This window comes from Acinetobacter lactucae (assembly GCF_013344765.1).
Classification (GTDB): Bacteria; Pseudomonadota; Gammaproteobacteria; order Pseudomonadales; family Moraxellaceae; genus Acinetobacter; species Acinetobacter lactucae_A.
The window spans coordinates 1-1,229 of sequence record NZ_JABVBF010000332.1 but is presented as its reverse complement, the minus strand read 5'-3'; the positions used below and the strand labels follow the sequence as shown (position 1 = coordinate 1,229).

Sequence of the window (1,229 nt, the reverse complement as noted above, 5' to 3'; positions counted from 1 at the left end):
TTCTATCACAGCTTGTTGTTCTGGTGACGAGTTAAATTGAGATGCATCCGAAATAAAATATCTTTTCTCTTCATGGTTGGGGAATAAAGTAATGTCTACTTGTGATTGTATTCTTTCTAATAAAAATTGCTTTTTTAATACTTCATCTTTTTTCAACCATGTTTGAATAGTCATGACTTTGTTTGCCATTTTCGCTTATCTTTTCATTATGTTTAATAATTTAAATTAACATTAAATAATCATTAAATAAATGTTAATTAGCGGAATTAAACTATTTAAGCATGTTTTTGTGCCTATCTATACCTGTGGTGGTATCTTTAGCTAAACATGTATGCATGGAAGTAATATGAAGAAAGCTGACCTGACTATTTATACGTTACAACTTTTGAGATTAAACCAGAACAATAAAAGTAACTTATCTCCATATGGGCATTGGGTTTTGATACGTTTCGTTCAGTTATTTGGAACAGAGGTTTGCTCAATACCTTTACAGCAACTGTCGACCAAAATAGGCGTACAGCATAAAAAATTACGCAAAGTAATTGATGAACTTCAACAAGAGAATTTACTCACAGTGAGTTATCCCGAGCAGGGGCAGCGCGCCAGAGTACGTCACATAAAATTCAGCAATGAGTACTTTGAAAATTTACAAGTTAACGGGGAGAAGACTTCTGAACGATATAAAAGGGACATTCATAAAATAAAGCAACGTTTAGCTTTATATCCAATGATTGAAAAGTTATTAGAAGTTATTGAGACAATATCGATTAACGCACTGGGACAAAAGGGCGATCTGGATTTTCATTCTGCTCTACTGCTGTTGACGCTATTAAGGTATAGCAATCGATTTGGTATTGTAATGGGTTGCGGGAATGCAGAAATATATGAAGCGACAGGCTTAAAAAAACTATCGATGTATAAATATCTGCACAAATTAATGAATTTACGATTCATACGTAGTCGAGCTGAAGGCGGTATTCGTAATGCTTTTATCTCATTAGAAGATCCAATTTATAGTTTGAATTTATCTCATCCTTTCTGGGGAGAGACAGCTATTCATGGAAGATTTTATATTATTGAATATCCAGAAAAGCACCAATTCGAAGTTAAACGACTTGTTCATGCTAAACATAGAATTACTGGAAAAATTAAAAAAGAAGATTCGGATATACAGAATCAAAGTTTTTTATATGATCCGATCAGTTATTTATTTCAATCTAAGGTAAGAG

General features: G+C 32.8%; 2 pseudogenes. One reads left to right on the top strand and one right to left on the bottom strand.

From position 1 onward, the window contains the following. Positions 1 to 189, bottom strand: a pseudogene (locus HUN22_RS17120) (hypothetical protein); the annotation flags it as partial. Positions 190 to 346: 157 nt separating this feature from the next. On the opposite strand from HUN22_RS17120, the pseudogene HUN22_RS17115 reads away from it, so the two are divergent. Beyond that, a pseudogene (locus HUN22_RS17115) lies at positions 347 to 1,229 on the top strand (hypothetical protein); the annotation flags it as partial.